This is a genomic window from Promicromonospora umidemergens (assembly GCF_024171995.1).
GTDB lineage: Bacteria > Actinomycetota > Actinomycetes > Actinomycetales > Cellulomonadaceae > Promicromonospora > Promicromonospora umidemergens.
The window spans coordinates 61,880-75,539 of record NZ_JAMTCT010000014.1 but is presented as its reverse complement, the minus strand read 5'-3'; the positions used below and the strand labels follow the sequence as shown (position 1 = coordinate 75,539).

Genomic DNA, 13,660 nt, shown 5'->3' with positions numbered 1-13,660 from the left:
ATATCGCATCAATATGCGGGCATACCGAGGGTGGGTAGGGGCCGCCCCTACCCACCCTCGGCCGATGCGGCCGATGTGCCGTCCGGTCGACGCCAGTGCCGGCCGGACGGACCGGTCAGTTCGTCACGAGGGATACCCCGGCGGCGCTCAGCGCCTCACCGACGGGCTGGAAGAAGGTCTGACCGCCGGACGAGCAGTTGCCCGAGCCACCGGAGGTCATGCCCTGAGCCTGCGAGCCGGCGAGCAGCGAGCCGCCCGAGTCGCCCGGCTCGGCGCAGACGTCGGTCTGGATGAGGCCGGAGACGCTGCCCTCCGCGTAGTTCACGGTGGCATTGAGCGCCTCGATGGTGCCGCAGTGCCAGCCGGTCGTCGAGCCGGAGCGGCAGACCGAAGCGCCGACGGCGGCCGGCGAGGAGCCCTCGACCGCCACGGTGCCGCCCGCGTAGTCGTCCACCACACCGACCGGCGTGTCCGAGTCGACCGAGACGTAGCTGTAGTCGCTGCCCGGGAACTCCGAGACCTCGAACGTGCCGGACGGCTCGCTCGCCGAGGAGCCCACCGAACCGCAGTGGCCGGCCGAGACGAACCCGCCGGTGACGGCGAAGCCGACCGAGCAGCGCGAGCTGCCGTTGATGAAGTAGGCCTCACCGCCGATCACGTCGGCGAAGGTCCGGGGGCGCTCGGTGGCCTCGTTCAGCGACACCACGGAGGCAGGCACCCCGGCCTCGGCCACGGCGGCCTCGACGTCGGCCGTGGCACCGTCGACGACGGAGACGACGATCTCGTTGGTCTCCACGTCCACGTGGTACGAGTTGACGGAGGACCCGGACAGCGCACCGTTCAGGTCGGCGGTCCAGGCGTCGAGCGTCGCGAGCGAGTTGTCGACGGTGACGGGGGTCGCCCCGGCCGCACGGACGTCGTCGGCCTCTGCGGCGTCGGTCACGGCGACGTGCAGCGCGTCCGCGCCCTCGACCCAGGCGCCGGCGTAGGAGGCGCCGAGCGACTTCTCCAGACTGCGCTGCGTACCGGCCAAGACCTCCTGAGCCTCGATCTGGGCCACGGCCTCGGTCGCACTCAGGTTCAGGTCGCGCTCCATCGCGGCGACCAGTCCCGGCGCATAGCCCGCTGCTGCGTTCTCGACGTCGGACTGTCCAACAGCGGCGACGGCGTTGATGGTGCCGGCAAAGAGGCCCACGGTGGCGGTTGCCACGGCGACGCCCCGGAGGGAAGTGCGTCTCATCTCCAGCGACTCCTTGTGTCGTAGAGCGGGTGAAGTTCCACCCACGGGCGATTTTTCACCCGCGCCGCCACAGTAGGAGAAATTGGACGTCTCGCCCACATCGCACTCAGGTCATACATATTTCCTATGGAGGGCAAACCACACGGAGCGGTGGTCAGTCAGCCGAGCATGCCGTACATCGCCAGCCAGTGTTCGTACTGCGGGCTGCGCCGGACGGCGTCGCGGTGGGCGCGGTGGGCGGCGCCCTCGACTGCCTCCAGGTCCACCCGCAGGTCGGCGTCGTGCCGCCAGCCCAGGTAGTGGGTGCGTCGCAGGGGTGCTCCCGCCAGAGGGACCGTCACGACCCCCGGCGGGTCCAGCTGCCCTGGCTCCACGAGCGCGACGGCGCGCCCCGCCCGCACCTGGTCGACGGCGGTGGTCCACTCGGCCTCGCCCATGCCGCGGGGCGTGAACCCCGCACGTACGCACGCCGACACGAAGCACTCCTCGAGGCAGCCGTACGACGGGACGCAGAGCCACTGCTCCTCGGCCAGCTCGGCGAGCGACACCTCCGGCTTGCCCGCGTAGGGGTGGTGCTCGTCGAGGAGGACGAACATCGGGTCGGCGCAGACCCGGGTCCACGCGACCTCCACCGCGGCCGGTGGCGACGCCTCCGAGCACATCCCGACCAGGCCAAGGTCGATGGTCCCCCTGGCGAGCCGGGCCGCGACGTCGTCCGCCAGGTGGGGCATCGTCGTGGTGACCTGTACGCCGGGGATGGCGATGTGCAGCTGGTTGACGAACAGGCCGCCCAGCGCGGTCCCGGTGATGCCGACCCGGACCGTCTCGCCAAGGGAGACGTCACCGTTCACCAACCGCTCGGCATCGTCGGCAAGGGCCGCCATGGCCGGCAGCAGCACGCGGGCGTGCCGGAGTATGAGGTCACCGAGCTCGGTCGGGCGCGCACCGAAGCGATCGCGGACGAACACGTTCCCGCCCAGCGACCGGTCGATGCGGTTGAGCTGCGCGGTCAGGGCCGGCTGCGCGATGCCGAGGGCAGCCGCCGCCTTCGTGACGCTGCCCGACTCGGCAACGGCGACAACCATCCTCAAGTGCCGCATGTCGAGTTCCACACGGTGGAAAATATCTGTCATAGCCGCAGATGTCTCTGTTCTGAACAAGATTTATCGGTTCGCGCGAACGACCGTTACGCCCACGAAACGGACGGGCGCCGCCAGGAGGGCTGCTGGTCGCGGGTCACTCCGCCAGAAAACCGTCCCGGACGAGGCCACGGACCGCCGGCAGCAGCTCGGCCGCCAGGTCGGCCGCCGCGACGTCGAACAGCGCGGCGAGCGCCCCGACGATCTGCCCCACCGTCAGCTCCCCGTCGCACGCGCCGACCAGGGCCGCGAGCGGGCTCGACGCCTGCACGCCGCGCCCCAGCCCGTCCCCCTGCCGCAGGATCACGACGTTCGGGTCGGCCGCACCCGGTGTCAGGTAGCGCTCCTCCGTGACGTCAGCGGCGGTGACGAGGTGCGCCGCGGCGAGTGCCGCGTCGTCCCGCGCCGCGAGCCAGTCGTGCCCGGCGAGGCTGCGGGCGATGTGCGCGCCGAGCGGCTGCCGGACCGAGCCGGTGTGCTCCTCGAGGCGTCGCAGCGTGGCCTGCCCGGATGCCGGGCGTCGGAGGGTCACCAGGCCGAAGCCGACCGCCTCGACGTCCCGGGACTCGAAGTCGTCGAGCCAGGCGCCGTAGGCCGCCGCCCAGGCGTCCGGCTCGCGGTCGATGGTGGTGCCGCCGTCCCGGATCCACGTCTCCGCGTACTCGGCGGGGTCGAGGACCTCGCGCTGGATGATCCAGCCGTCCAGGCCGGCCTCGTCGAGCCACGCACCCACCCGCTCGGTCCACGGCTCGCCCTTGCGGTGCTCCCAGTTGCCGAGGAGCTGGGCGGTCCCGCCAGGTGCCAGCACGTCGCCGACGCCGAGGATCAGGTCCCGCACCAGGTCGTCGCCCGCTCGGCCGCCGTCGCGGTACTCGTAGGCGCCGAGCGCGTCGGCGACCGCCCGGCCCGCCGCCCCGGCGTGCGGTGTGATGACGAACGGCGGGTTGGAGACCACGAGGTCGAACCGCTCGCCCGCGACCGGCTCCAGCATCGACCCGTACCGGAGGTCCAGCGACGTCCCGGCATCGGTGTTGAGCGCGACGTTGAACCCCGCGAAGGACAGCGCCCGCCGCGAGATGTCCGTCGCCACCACGTGCTGCGCGTGCCGCGCCGCGTGCAGGGCCTGGATCCCGCAGCCGGTGCCCAGGTCGAGCACCCGGCCGGTCGGGTTGCGCACCGTGACCTGCGCCAGCGTGAGAGACGCACCGCCAGCACCGAGGACGTGGTCGGTGGCCAGGCGGCCGCCGGTCGCGAGCTCGCCCAGGTCGGAGGCGAGCCACCAGCGGGCGTCGCCGCCCGCGTCGACGGAGGAGTAGGGGCGCAGGTCCACGACGGCACGCACCTCGTCGTCGTCCCCGGCGCCCTGGGCCGCGACCAGACCGAGCCGCTCGGCGCCCGCCGTCCCCGCCGCGGGCAGCGCCCGGTCCAGCGCGGCGCGCGGCACCGCGGCGCCCACCAGGAAGAGGCCGGCGAGGGTGGCCAGCGGGTCCTGGTCCGACGGCGGCTTGCCACCCACCGCCGCGGCGACCGCCCGGCGGGCCGGCAGCGACTGCTCCCTGTGCAGCGCGGCCGCGGCGAGCGGTCCCAGGAGGTCCTCGACGCCGTCGACGTCGTAGGCGGCGGAGACCAGGTCGGCTCGGAGCGAGGCGACGAGGGCGGGATCGGTCACAAGAGGCTGCACGGGCCCCATCCTGCACGCAGACCCCGTGCCCCCACCACGCGAGCAGAGCGCGCTAGCTGCGGCAGTTGGACGCCACGTACTCCTGCACGCGCTGGGAGGACTCGACCATCGCCTCGGTGTCGAGCTCCTCCTGTGCGCCGCCGACGGCGGAGCTCACCGCCGGGCCGTCGTTCGCCTTCACCTTCTCGATGTTGTTGGCGACCGTCGAGTAATAGGTGAAGGCGACTGCCCAGTCCTTCGCGATGGCCTCGGGCGGCGTCACGCCCTCCAGCGCGTTGCGGGCATTGATGAACCCCTTGCGCAGCGTCTCTGGCTGGTCCTCGACCATCGCCGACTGCGCGTTGGCGGCCTGCGTCCACGCCATCTGCGTCTGTGCGCACGATGCGGCGTCCGCGTCCGAGATGACGTCCTCGCCCTGAAAGAAGGTCGTCCCCCAGCCCGTACCGAGGCCCAGCGCCGCAGCGGTCACGCCGGCCAGCACGAGTACCAGCGGCTGGTCGAGCACCTTGGGCAGGCCCCGGCGGAGCGTCTTCCTGATCCGCTTCTGCTGCGCGGTGCTGGGACCGGGGATACGGCCCTTCCCGCGCTTCTTGCCAGTCTTCCTGGACTCGGACTTGCTCGGCAGGGCGGACCCGTCCGGCCCGCCCGGCCCGTCGGGTACGGCGAGCGAGGCGTCGTCCGGCATGGGCACGGGCACGGGCTCGGACGGGACGGCTGCGGGCAGCTGCGCGGGTGGGACGTCGACGTCGTCGGCCACCGGACCCGCGTTGAGCGGAAAGCCGCCCGCCGGTGTCGGCGCGGGCTCGCTCTTCGGCACGCCCGACGCGGCGGCCTTGGCGCCCTTGCCCTTGGACCTCGACTTGCTGCCCTTGCCACTCTTGCCGCCCGCGTTCTTGCCGCGGCCACGGGTCACGGCGGGCTCGGCGGCCGCCACGGAGCCCCACGGGTTGGCGTCGCCGTCGCTCTCGCCGTCCGGCACGGCGGGCGCCGGCACGGCTCCCCAGGGAGAGCCGCCCGTCCCGTCGGCCGGGGCGGGATCCGCGGGGGCTGCGGCCGCGCCGCTGCCCCAGGGACTGGGTGCCGGCTCGTTCTCCGTGAGGCCCTCGGCCCACTCGAGAGCGCTGGCACCCGGCGCGGCTTCCCCTGCCGCGAGGCTCTCCGCCCAAGTGAGCGCATTGGTTGCGGGGGGACCTCCGGCGCGAGACGCAGCGCGACCGTCCCGCGAGCCCTTGCGCCGTGTCGCACTCATAGCCGCGAACTTTACCCGCAAGTCCCACCGGGGCAGGAGGGGCAGTCGTGTGATACGTGGGGAACAGGGGGTGAAGTTGCTACCCGTTCAGGTAGGTGATGCTCGCCCAGAACACCACGATCACGACCACGACGATTCCGATGACCAGCGACACCAGTCCCCAGTCGCGCGCGCGGCGTGATGCTTTCCGGGCCTTGTCGTGCTCCTGTGACTTCCACAGATGATTGACACGCAGCGCGTTCACGAGGGCGACGATTCCGGTGGGCCAGAAGCAGAAGATGGTCACCAGAACGGCGAAGAGGAGATACGACCGCGGCGGATACTGCAGCTGCGCCGGGTAGGTGTGGACGTTGACGCTCACGGGCGCGCGCGAGCCACCCGGGACAGCCGGCGGCACAGCCGGCGGCACGGCGGAGCTGCTCATGGACGTCTCCCTCACCTATGTAAAGGGAGAACTTAGTCCAATTTCGGCAATTTGTTGAATGCGCAGGTCAGCCCGGTATCTTGCGGAGCACCTCACGGTAGAAATGCACTCCGCGGCCCAGAGAATCGACGCTCAGCTGCTCGCCGGCCCCGTGAATCGACTGCCGCTGCGCACGCGACAATGCAAACGGGCTGAACCGGTAGACGTGGTCGCTGATGGGGGTGAAGGTACGCGCGTCGGTGGCCGCGAGGAGCACGTACGGAACCACCACCGCGTCCGGGTATGACGCACCGATCGCCTCGCTGAGCAGCGCGAACTGCTGGCTGTCCGTCGGTGAGACCTCGCTGGGCTCGCTCCGCTCCACCACCTCGATCTCGACCTGCTTGTCCCGGATGACGCGGCGCAGCCGCGCCACGGTCCGGTCCACCGTCTCCCCGAGCGCCACCCGGGCGTCCAGGCGAGCACGGGCCGACGACGCCGCGACGTTCGGCCCCGCACTGCCCTCGAGCTCGGTGACCGCCACGGTGGTACGGACCAGTGCCGAGGCCTCCGGACCGCCCGTGGCCACCAGCCAGAAGGCGACCTTGCGCAACGGGCCGGAGGCAAGCCGTGCGGCCACCCTGAGGCCCAGCCCCTTGGCGCCGACCGCGCTCGGAGCGACCCGCTGCAGCATGTCGACCGTCGGCGCGTTGACCTGCGGCGCGTACCGACGTCGGCTCACGCGCGTCACCGCGCGGGCGAGCCGTACGGTGGCGGGCTGCCTGCCGGGCGTCGCGGCATGGCCGCCGACGTCCGAGGTGCGCAAGTTGATCCCGACCAGGCCCTTCTCTGCCACGCCGACCATGGCGGTCTGGCGGTCCACGCCGGGAAAGGCGTCGGTCACGACGCCGCCGCCGTCGTCGATCACGAGCCAGGGCCGCACGCCCAGCTGGTACAGCCGCCGGACGGCGATCGTGGCGGACTGGCCCGCCGCCTCCTCGTCCGCGCCGAAGAACAGCCAGATGTCACGCTCCGGCACGAAGCCGTCGCCGAGCAGCGTCTCCACGGCGTCGAGCACCGCGACGAGCCCGCCCTTGTCGTCGAGCGTGCCGCGACCGTGCACCGCCCCGTCCCGGATCTCACCCGAGAACGGGTTGGCGGGCCAGTCGGCTGTCTGGACCGGCGCCACGTCCTGGTGCGCCATGAGGACCACAGGGAAGGGATGCAGCACGTCCTGCCGCCCCCGGCCCGGCCACCGGTAGAGCAGCCCGTGATCGCCCGCCTGCTCGCTCTGCAGGGCGTGCACCCGGGGGTAGAACGTCGCCAGCGCGGCCCGGTGCCTTCCGAACGCCTCGTGGTCGAGATGCTGCGGGTCCCACGACGACACCGTCGGGATCTGCACGAGCGAGGAGAGGTGCCCGGCAGCGATGCGCCCGGCAGCGGCATGCCGCTCACCGTACGGCTCCGACGGGGCAAAGGCCGACGCACCCGACCGTTCTCGGAGCACGGCGTCCGGCGCGGCAGGCTGCTCGGCGACCTGGCGGCCTGCCTTCTCCGGGGCTTGCGCCTCCGGACCGGCGGACGTCCCGCGCCCGGTCGGCGGTGTGGACAAGGACTGCGCGGACCCGGCGGCCGACGTGTCCGGACGCGTCGCCGAAAGCGGGGCTGGTGGCGCCGCGGACCCGGCCTCCCGCCGGCGCACCCCAGATGTCGGCACAGATGCTGGTTCGGCGGCACGCGGCGCCGCCGGCTGGGCCGGCGCCTTCGCGATCATCTCGGCCGTGACCTGAGGGATGGCCTCGGTCGGGTCGATGTCGGCACTCACGGGACCTTCTCCTGCTCCGGGTCTCCCACGAGGGGGGCTCCTGCGTCGGGGCTCTCGTCGGCGCCCGCGGACCGCGGGGTGTTCGGGAGCACAACACCGCAGACGATAGCGCTCGCACCCGGTTTTCCACAGACCCCTGGTGATGCTGGACGACGCAGCCTCGCGACCTCCGCCAAGGTCAGGGTGCCGCCCAGTGGATGGCCGTCGCCGCCTGGCTCAGGCCACCCCGAGGATGGGTACGGAAGAACACCGAGGTGCCGAACACGAACGCCCGCGCCTGTCCTCTTCTGCCGGATACGGCGGCAGCCTGCCCGACGGCGGCGCGCTGCCCGTCCGCGACGCCCGGCCGGGGCCAGTGACCGGCCAGGAAGCTGCCGTAGGTCAGCTCGGTGGCCGTGCCAGCGCCCAGGTCCGCGAACCAGACGGCCGGGTAGACGAAGCCGTGGTCCTGCGCGTGGTCGTCCAGCACCTCACCCGGGGTGCCGGTGGCGATGATGCCGTTGGCGGCCGGGTCGCCCGTCACCGCACTGCCGCTGACCAGCCCGTACGCCGCAGCTGCCGCGAACGCACCGGCGCCGCTCCCGACGATGGCGCCGCCGTCGCGCAGCCAGGACCGGACGCGGTCGTGGCCCGCAGAGCCCGGTGGCAGGTCCAGGGAGGAGCCGACCCACAGCACGTCGGCGTCGTCCAGTCCGGTAGCGCCACCGGTGGCGGCGGCCTCTTCGATCCCCGCCGCGGAGACAGGTAGCAGGTCGTCGAACCCGAGCTCCAGGAGCGACAGCCGGTCGTCCTGGTTGCCTGCGTACGCGACGGTCAGGTCCTCGGCCCGCTCTGCAGCTACGTACTCGGCGCGCGAGGCGGTCGCGAAGACGAGGCGGTACCTGTCGGCCGCTTCGCGGGCCGCCCGCAGCCCGCGCGGCCCGACGACGGCACGCCCGTCCGCCGTCAACCGCACCGCCACGCCCTGCCCAAGGAGGTCGTTCAGAGCCCGGTGGTCCCTGACGCCGGCCACGTCGAAGGCGGCGTACCGAGCCCCGGGCGGGACGCTCCCGCGCGGACCGGCACCGCGCACCGGGGACGTCCGGCCGATCGGGCCGTCCGTGGTGCTGCCCACCCGGTCCACCGTCGCGCCCCAGAGGTAGGCGGGCGACCACGCCGCGATGTCGTACATGACGGGGACCTTCCCCGAGATGTCCGAGCCGAGGGCGAGCAGCGAGCTCGCCAGCCCACGCAGGGGCTGGTGCAGGTCGACCACGTAGGAACCTGCCGGGTAGCTGGTGCCACCGGCCTGCGCGGGCGCCGCCAGCCGCTCCACCTCGATGCCGTGGAACAGCAGCGCGTCCACCAGGTCCTCGGCATCGCTCGCCGACCGCTGACCGGGGCCGACCGGGAGCACGTACGCACGAGGAAGACGCACCGCTTCCTGGTCGTCGGCGGCGTCCCAGAGCTGCTTCCACTCGTCAGGACCGGGCACCTGGTCGACGTTCTCAGTGGTCAGCGCCACCTTGGGCGCGCCGGCGGCACCTCGGCGGAACAGCTCGATCTGGTCGGCGAGCATCGCGTCCGACCTGGTGTGGACGTAGTCGATCATCGACGTCATCGTCGTGACCGCGACCTCGGTGTTGACCGCGGCGTCCGCCCGCGTGGTGGTCCGGCCCGTCGGGCCGAGCGGGAGCTCGACCGTGCTGGTCACCGCACCGTGGAGCGACGCGTACTGGGCGGTGAAGACGGGCGGGTAGTCGTCCCAGCCCGACGGTGTGTCCCGGTACGGGATCTTGATGAACCCCGTGTTCTCCCCGACCACGCCACCGCCGTCCGGGTCGTAGTACGTGTTGCCGTCGATCTCGGCCGCTACGACGTCGTCCTCCACCTGCCGCGCGATCGCGTAGCTGTGCGGGAGGAACAGGTCGTACTCGTAGTTCTCGCCGTGGGGCGGACCGGCCGGCTCGACCTGCAGCACGTCCGTGTAACCGTGGAAGTCCGCCGTGAACAGCGGCTGTACCGCGCGCGCCGTGCGCACGTACGAGCGCGCCTCCGGCGTGGCGAGCGTGATCATGTCGCGGTTCGCGTCCAGACCGAGGGACGTCGAGCGGGTCGCGTGGGTCCGGCCGTCGGGGTTGAGCGTGAGGCTGAACACGATCCGGTGCTGCTCCAGCAGGTGCCTCGTGGCGTCGTCGTCCGCGCTCGCCAGGTGCGTGATGATCCGCAGGGCGGCGTCGGTGCCCTCCCACTCGTCGCCGTGGATGTTCGCGCTGAACCAGATCGGCGCCTTGTAACCCGCCCGCAGGTCGTCGTCGCGCGCGGCGCGGCCCGGGTGGCCCTTGATCTCCTCGCGCCACGCAGCCTGCCGGGCGGTCTCCGAGCGTCGCTCTGGCGCGGTCACGGTGACCAGGTACAGGTCGCGCCCCTCTGTCGACTTCCCCACCACCTGTGTCGATACCCGGTCGCTCCGCTCCATCAGCTCCGTCAGGCGCGGCGCCAGGTCCGCATGGCTGATGGTCCCGTTCCGCTCGGTGGCGTCCGCGTCGTTCGGCGGGAAGACACGGAGCTCCGGCTGGTGGGGATACGACGCCGGCAGGTGCAGGTCGGTGCCCCCGCCCGGCGCCAGGGGCCCTGGTGGGTCGGCGGGGTGGTCCGGTTCACCTGTCGTCGGATCGGCCAGGACGTCGGCCTCGACGCCCCGTCCCAGGTCGGCGGCCGCCACCCCGGCGACGGTGCGCCCGTCCACGGGCGCACCGGAGGGCTGCGCGACGGCAGGCGCAGCCAGCGAGCCCGCGGCGAGCGCGACGCCGGTCAGCGCAGCGCCGGTCAGGGCAGCGAGCGAACGAGTACGGACGAGCAAGGGTGCCTCCACGGGGGCAAGTCGGCCAATTCTGGCCCAGGCCCGAGCAGACGGGAACGGCCAACCGAAAACTGTACGGCCGGTCCCCGGTGATCCGCCGGACGACACCCGCGGGCAATGCCGTTGACCAGGCTGATTCCCAGGCGTTGCACTGTGCGTATGACCACCGAACGCTGGACCTCGGCCACCGTCTACCCCGACATGTGGACGGACCCTGACCACGACCCGCGCGAAGCGCTGGCGAAGCCCGTCGGAGAGAAGGAAACCCTCTGGAACTACCTCAGGCACTACCGGATCACGCTGGAGATGAAGTGCGACGGGCTCGACGCCGAGCAGCTCGCGCGGCGGTCGGTGCCGCCGTCGACCATGTCGCTGCTCGGGCTGGTGCGGCATCTCGCGCATGTCGAGCAGAGCTGGTTCCGGCGCGTGCTGCGAGGTCAGGCCGACACGCCCAAGCTGTTCGGCAAGTCGGAGGAGAACCCCGACGCGGACTTCGACGGCGCGGTGGCCGACCCCGCCGTCGTCGAGGCGGCCTGGGCGACCTGGCGGCGTGAGGTCACGGCGGCCGACCAGTGGCTGGCGGAGCTGCCCGAGGAGGAGCTGGGCCGAACGGTCCTGCGCGGCAGCGACGAGATCCCGGTCCGCGACGTCCTGGTCCACATGGTCGAGGAGTACGCCCGCCACGTGGGCCACGCCGACCTGCTGCGGGAGTGCATCGACGGCCGAGTGGGCCAGTGAACCGCGCAGAGTCCGCCTCGAGCATGCGAGGCGGACTCTGCGCGGGACTACCTCACACGACCGCTTCCGCGCGGTCCTGCTCCGCCTGCTGCTCCGCGTCGACGCGGGACGCCCGCATGCGGGACCAGACGACAGCGCCGAACGCAACGGCCGCCGCCACGAGGGCGATGCCGATCCGGAGCGTGTGGTTGGCGTCCGCAGGGACGCTCATCGCCACCACCGCCGGGGCGATGAGCAGCGCCACCAGGTTCATCACCTTGATCAGCGGGTTGATCGCCGGGCCTGCGGTGTCCTTGAACGGGTCACCCACGGTGTCGCCGATGACCGTCGCCGCGTGCGCGTCGGAGCCCTTGCCGCCGTACTTGCCGTCCTCGACGATCTTCTTCGCGTTGTCCCAGGCTCCGCCCGAGTTGGCCAGGAAGATCGCCATGAGCACGCCCGTCCCGATGGCACCGGCCAGGAACCCTGCCAGCGGCCCGACCCCGAGCCCGAAGCCCACCGCGATGGGGGCGAACGCCGCGAGCAGCCCCGGCGTGATGAGCTCGCGGAGCGAGTCCCGGGTGCAGATGTCGACGACCCTGGCGTAGTCGGGGCGCTCCTGGTACGTCATGATGCCCGGGTGCTCGCGGAACTGGCGGCGCACCTCGAACACGATGGCGCCGGCGGCACGCGTCACGGCGTCGACGGCGAGCCCGGAGAACAGGAACACCGTTGCGCCACCGAGGATCACGCCCACGAGCGTGACCGGCGAGATGATCTCGTAGCTGAGCATCGAGGTCACCAGACCGGTGCCCACGTTGCTCACCTGCGCGAGCGCGTGGGAGACCGCGTCGGCGTACGAGCCGAACAGCGCGGTCGCCGCGAGCACCGCCGTGGCGATCGCGATGCCCTTGGTGATGGCCTTGGTGGTGTTGCCGACGGCGTCCAGGTCGGTGAGGATCTGTGCGCCCTCCTCGTCGACGTCGCCGGACATCTCGGCGATGCCCTGGGCGTTGTCGCTGACCGGGCCGAACGTGTCCATGGCGACGATGACGCCGACCGTGGTGAGCAGGCCGCAGCCCGCGAGGGCGACGAGGAACAGCGCGAGCGGGACGGACCCGCCGGCCAGCAGGAAGACGCCGCAGATCGCGGCGGCGATGATGCCCGCCGTGTACACGGCGGACTCGAAGCCCACGCCGATACCGGAGAGGACGACGGTCGCCGCACCCGTCCGGGAGGTCGCGGCCACGTGCAGCGTCGGCTTCTTGTCCGTGCCGGTGAAGTAGCCGGTCACCCAGAGGATCACGCCCGCGAGCACCACACCGATGAGGACGGCGAGCGCCGACACGACGCGCGGGTCGGCGGTCACTCCGGAGAGGTCTGCGGTACCGGGCACCTGGTCGAACGAGGACGGCAGGTACGCGAAGGCAGCGATACCGGCCAGCACTGCACCGACGACCGCGGAGACGTAGAACCCGCGGTTGATCGCGGCGAGGCCGCTCTCGTTCCCGCGGATCCGGGTGATGAACACGCCGAGCAGCGCGACGAACGCCCCGATCGCGGTGACGATCAGGGGGAACACGAGGCCCTGCTCGCCCATGGCGGCCTTGCCCAGGATGAGGGCGGCCACGAGGGTCACCGCGTAGGACTCGAAGAGGTCGGCGGCCATGCCTGCGCAGTCGCCGACGTTGTCGCCCACGTTGTCGGCGATGGTCGCTGCGTTGCGGGGGTCGTCCTCAGGGATGCCCTGCTCGACCTTGCCGACCAGGTCGGCGCCGACGTCGGCGGCCTTGGTGAAGATGCCACCGCCGACCCGCATGAACATGGCGAGCAGTGCGGCGCCGAAGCCGAAGCCCTCGAGCACGGCGGGCGCGTCGACGTCGTACACGAGCACGACGAGCGCGGCGCCGAGCAGACCGAGGCCCACCACGGACATGCCGACGACGCCGCCGGTGCGGAACGCGATCCGGGCGCCCTCGGCCCGGCCGCCGGGACGCGTGGCGGCCGCGGCGACGCGGACGTTCGCGCGCACCGCGAGCCACATGCCGAGGTAGCCGATCGCCGCGGAGAAGCCGGCGCCGAACACGAACGCGATGGAGCGGCCGATCCGTACGCCGCTGTCGCCCGGCAACAGGAAGAGCAGCCCGAACACGACAGCCGCGAACAGTATGAGCGTGCGGAACTGTCGCTTCAGATAGGCAGAGGCCCCCTCCTGCACGGCCCGGCCGATGTCCTGCATCTTGGCGGTTCCATCGGGTGCGGCGAGCACCTGGCGACGCAGCACGAACGCACACCCGAGTGCGGCAACCGCGATGACGGCGATCACCGCCACGGTGGTGTAGCTGCCTGCGCCGAAAACAATGCCGTCTTCGAGCATTCGTCCTCCTCGACGAGCTCCGGGGAGTTCCCCCAGAAAGTGTGTTGCCCTGCACGGGGTTGACCCGTGCAAGGCCTATGCACCCCCGCCGGCAACGTCGATGGCGGGAAGAGACCAGAGTCTACCCACATGTGACGGCAGTCACTATGTCAGGGCCGTGGGTGCCCGCACCCGGTTCCTGCCTGCG

Annotated in this window: 9 protein-coding genes; 1 reads left to right on the top strand and 8 read right to left on the bottom strand. The window is 72.0% G+C overall.

The features are described from left to right. Window positions 1–115: 115 nt before the first annotated feature. From APR04_RS19865 to APR04_RS19835, 7 genes are all read right to left on the bottom strand, one after another. Window positions 116–1,240 (bottom strand): S1 family peptidase, encoded by a 1,125-nt coding sequence (locus APR04_RS19865; RefSeq protein WP_253873453.1) that lies wholly within the window; start codon window positions 1,238–1,240, stop codon window positions 116–118. Window positions 1,241–1,398: 158 nt separating this feature from the next. Beyond that, window positions 1,399–2,340 carry a LysR family transcriptional regulator gene (locus tag APR04_RS19860; RefSeq protein ID WP_253873451.1) on the bottom strand — a complete coding sequence of 314 codons (942 nt, stop codon included), beginning with the start codon at window positions 2,338–2,340 and terminating at the stop codon, window positions 1,399–1,401. Between the two features lie 136 nt (window positions 2,341–2,476). Continuing rightward, window positions 2,477–4,069, bottom strand: coding sequence for a DUF7059 domain-containing protein (locus APR04_RS19855; protein WP_372496143.1), 1,593 nt, complete (start codon window positions 4,067–4,069; stop codon window positions 2,477–2,479). Between the two features lie 43 nt (window positions 4,070–4,112). Beyond that, window positions 4,113–5,309, bottom strand: coding sequence for a hypothetical protein (locus tag APR04_RS19850; protein WP_253873447.1), 1,197 nt, complete (start codon window positions 5,307–5,309; stop codon window positions 4,113–4,115). Window positions 5,310–5,388: 79 nt separating this feature from the next. Continuing rightward, complete coding sequence (locus APR04_RS19845) at window positions 5,389–5,733, bottom strand: CD225/dispanin family protein (RefSeq protein ID WP_253873445.1); 345 nt, start codon at window positions 5,731–5,733, stop codon at window positions 5,389–5,391. A gap of 67 nt (window positions 5,734–5,800) precedes the next feature. Then, window positions 5,801–7,537, bottom strand: coding sequence for a M20/M25/M40 family metallo-hydrolase (locus APR04_RS31085; RefSeq protein ID WP_253873443.1), 1,737 nt, complete (start codon window positions 7,535–7,537; stop codon window positions 5,801–5,803). A gap of 178 nt (window positions 7,538–7,715) precedes the next feature. Beyond that, entirely contained in the window at window positions 7,716–10,379 is a 2,664-nt protein-coding gene (locus tag APR04_RS19835) for a M14 family zinc carboxypeptidase (RefSeq protein ID WP_253873440.1), read from the bottom strand. Window positions 10,380–10,538: 159 nt separating this feature from the next. Here APR04_RS19835 and APR04_RS19830 point away from each other — a divergent pair, with 159 nt between their 5' ends. Next, window positions 10,539–11,117, top strand: a complete 579-nt coding sequence (locus APR04_RS19830) for a DinB family protein (protein WP_253873438.1) — start codon at window positions 10,539–10,541, stop codon at window positions 11,115–11,117. Between the two features lie 52 nt (window positions 11,118–11,169). Here APR04_RS19830 and APR04_RS19825 read toward each other — a convergent pair whose 3' ends face one another. Next, a complete protein-coding gene (locus tag APR04_RS19825; RefSeq protein ID WP_253873436.1) occupies window positions 11,170–13,473 on the bottom strand; it encodes a sodium-translocating pyrophosphatase in 2,304 nt (767 codons plus the stop codon). Between the last annotated feature and the right edge of the window lie 187 nt (window positions 13,474–13,660).

What these genes read in the sequence shown, in the direction of transcription:
- APR04_RS19865 (WP_253873453.1), bottom strand. Translation starts at nt 1,240, where the DNA reads ATGAGACGCACTTCCCTCCGGGGCGTCGCCGTGGCAACCGCCACCGTG.
- APR04_RS19860 (WP_253873451.1), bottom strand. Translation starts at nt 2,340, where the DNA reads ATGCGGCACTTGAGGATGGTTGTCGCCGTTGCCGAGTCGGGCAGCGTC.
- APR04_RS19855 (WP_372496143.1), bottom strand. Translation starts at nt 4,069, where the DNA reads ATGGGGCCCGTGCAGCCTCTTGTGACCGATCCCGCCCTCGTCGCCTCG.
- APR04_RS19850 (WP_253873447.1), bottom strand. Translation starts at nt 5,309, where the DNA reads ATGAGTGCGACACGGCGCAAGGGCTCGCGGGACGGTCGCGCTGCGTCT.
- APR04_RS19845 (WP_253873445.1), bottom strand. Translation starts at nt 5,733, where the DNA reads ATGAGCAGCTCCGCCGTGCCGCCGGCTGTGCCGCCGGCTGTCCCGGGT.
- APR04_RS19830 (WP_253873438.1), top strand. Translation starts at nt 10,539, where the DNA reads ATGACCACCGAACGCTGGACCTCGGCCACCGTCTACCCCGACATGTGG.
- APR04_RS19825 (WP_253873436.1), bottom strand. Translation starts at nt 13,473, where the DNA reads ATGCTCGAAGACGGCATTGTTTTCGGCGCAGGCAGCTACACCACCGTG.